1 protein-coding gene is annotated in these 290 nt (G+C 48.6%); it reads left to right on the forward strand.

Annotation, left to right across the window (positions count from 1 at the left end):
• Positions 1–290, forward strand: a 290-nt coding sequence (locus tag IC21_RS13220) for an IS3 family transposase (protein WP_035181009.1), incomplete at both ends; no start/stop codon positions are given.

Below are 290 nucleotides of genomic sequence, written 5' to 3' on the forward strand. Positions count from 1 at the left end.
TTGAGCCTGAACCGTTCAAGCCTGTACTACAAGCCAGTCGGGCCGTCTCCTGAAGAATTGTTTATCAAACATCGGATTGATGAAATCTACACCAAACATCCCTATTACGGCTCCAGGCGCATTGCTGCTTTACTGAATGCCGAAGGTTTGGTCATCAACCGAAAGGCTGTACAGCGCCACATGAGGGAAATGGGAATCGCCGGGATCACACCTGGTCCAAACCTGAGTAAGCGCAGTCTTGAACACCGAATATACCCGTACCTTCTTAGAAACTTGAAGATTACACACCC

Origin of the sequence: Heyndrickxia coagulans DSM 1 = ATCC 7050, from assembly GCF_000290615.1 — a bacterium.
GTDB classification, from domain to species: Bacteria; Bacillota; Bacilli; order Bacillales; family Bacillaceae_C; genus Weizmannia; species Weizmannia coagulans.